Below are 2,120 nucleotides of genomic sequence, written 5' to 3' on the forward strand. Positions count from 1 at the left end.
CCATACTGCCCACATAGGTAAGACTGGCTCCGTCATTGCCGACCAGAACAGCCGCCAGGTGGGGCACTTTTTCCCCCCGGGCTTTCATTCCTGCAACCTCAGCTGCAATTTCATCTTTAATTTCGTTTGAGATTTTTTTTGCCATCGAGTAATACCATAGTCTTCAGTTCGCAGTGGCAGTTGGCAGCTGATCAGATCCGAATTTCTCCGGATTCCGAATCATAAATTCTAATAGCCTGCCAACCTCCAGGGATTGTATTATTAATTGTTTATTTTCCAAAGGAGTAAGATAACCACAATCGTGAGAATATTGCAACCAAACCTGAGTTTCCGAATTCTCAGCATCAGCATCTGTTAACTTACTAATAAAATGTTTCGGGTATCTCCTTTTCCGATATGCTTCAGCAATATTTGCAGTTACGGATCTGGAAGATTTACGTATTTGATCTGTTAGGGAGTACTGCTCGACCTTGGGAAATTTCTTAGAAACATGAAATACACTCATTGCCAGAACATAACTCTTCTCATACGCCAAAAGACTCTTAAAACTCAAAAATCAATTTTAAAGGGAAATAGTAATGTGACCCTGAAAAAAACTTTCACAAAAAGAGTATTCTCTCAAATTACTGTCCACTGCCAACTGCTACTGCCCACTTCACTTATCGCATATTCTGCATCATCTGCATCATTTTCTTGCCGCCACCGCCCTGCATCATCTTCATCATTTTACTCATTTGCTGAAACTGCTTCAGCAACTGGTTGACTTCCTGAATGTTCGTACCGCTCCCCTTGGCGATCCTCTTTTTGCGACGGGCATCCAGTTTGGACGGGTTCGCCCGTTCATCCGGGGTCATGGAGTGGATAATAGCCTCGATATGCTTAAAGGCGTCATCGTCAATATCCATCCCTTTCAGTGCCTTACCTGCCCCGGGGATCATCCCCACGAGGTCTTTCATACTCCCCATCTTTTTGATCTGCTGGATCTGGCTTAAAAAGTCATCAAATCCAAAGGCATTCTTGGCGATCTTCTTTTGAATCTTTCGCGCCTGCTCTTCATCGAACTGTTCCTGGGCCCGCTCCACAAGGGAGATAACATCACCCATCCCCAGGATTCGGTCGGCCATACGGGAAGGATAAAAAACATCGATGGCATCCATCTTTTCCCCTGTCCCGATAAATTTGATCGGTTTATTGACCACAGATTTGATGGAAATCGCGGCCCCACCGCGTGTATCCCCATCGAGCTTGGTGAGGATAACCCCGTCAAAATCGAGTACTTCGTTGAAGGCTTTTGCCGTATTGACAGCATCCTGCCCGGTCATGGCATCCACTACAAAGAGAACCTCCTGTGGGTTCACCGCATTGCGAATATTGGAAATCTCCGTCATCATCGCCTCGTCAACCGCCAGACGACCCGCCGTATCTATAATAACCACATTCTGGCCATTCGCCTTTGCGTGGGCTATTCCGGCCTCGGCCAGGGCAACGGGATCCGAATTTTCCCGATCCGAGTATACAGGCACCCCTATCTGGTCTCCGACCACATGAAGTTGATCAATAGCCGCAGGGCGGTACACATCACACGCAACCAGCAATGGATTTTTACTTTTTTTGCTTTTCAGGAAGCTTGCCAGTTTCCCTGAAAAAGTCGTTTTACCCGATCCCTGAAGGCCACTCATCAGGATGACCGATGGGTTGCCGGAAAGATCGATACCCTCCGCATCGCCACCCATAAGATCGGTGAGCTCGTCCTTGACGATTTTAGTGAGGAGCTGCCCGGGCTGCAGCGTGGTAAGCACGTTCTGCCCTATGGCTTTTTCTTTAACCGTATTGGTGAATTCCTTGGCGATTTTAAAATTGACATCCGCGTCCAGCAGGGCGCGGCGAATCTCCTTGGTGGTTTCCGCTACATTGATCTCAGTAATCTGCCCATGCCCGCGAAGGACATGCATGGCCTTATCCAGTTTATCACTTAAGTTGTCGAACATATCCTAACAGCCTTTTTTCAGGTCTTGCAAAGATAATGATCTGTGGGGATTGGGGATAGGGTTGTGAGGTCAGGGTTCAAGGTTCAAAAGGAAAGTCCTCAGTAGGCAGTAGCAGTCGGCAGTTGGCAAGCG

2 protein-coding genes and 1 pseudogene are annotated in these 2,120 nt (G+C 47.5%); all 3 read right to left on the reverse strand.

Annotated features, from left to right (window positions below; translation table 11 throughout):
• Positions 1–158, reverse strand: a pseudogene (locus WBV75_RS04050) (tetrahydrofolate dehydrogenase/cyclohydrolase catalytic domain-containing protein); the annotation flags it as partial.
• Between the two features lie 5 nt (positions 159–163).
• A complete protein-coding gene (locus WBV75_RS04055) occupies positions 164–553 on the reverse strand; it encodes a four helix bundle protein (protein WP_424119371.1) in 390 nt (129 codons plus the stop codon).
• A gap of 106 nt (positions 554–659) precedes the next feature.
• The gene (ffh, locus tag WBV75_RS04060) at positions 660–1,988 is read right to left on the reverse strand and encodes a signal recognition particle protein (protein ID WP_424119372.1); all 1,329 of its coding nucleotides are present in this window, start codon (positions 1,986–1,988) and stop codon (positions 660–662) included.
• Positions 1,989–2,120 lie beyond the last annotated feature (132 nt).

This window comes from Robiginitalea sp. (assembly GCF_049588695.1).
In the GTDB taxonomy this organism is placed as follows: Bacteria; Bacteroidota; Bacteroidia; order Flavobacteriales; family Flavobacteriaceae; genus Robiginitalea.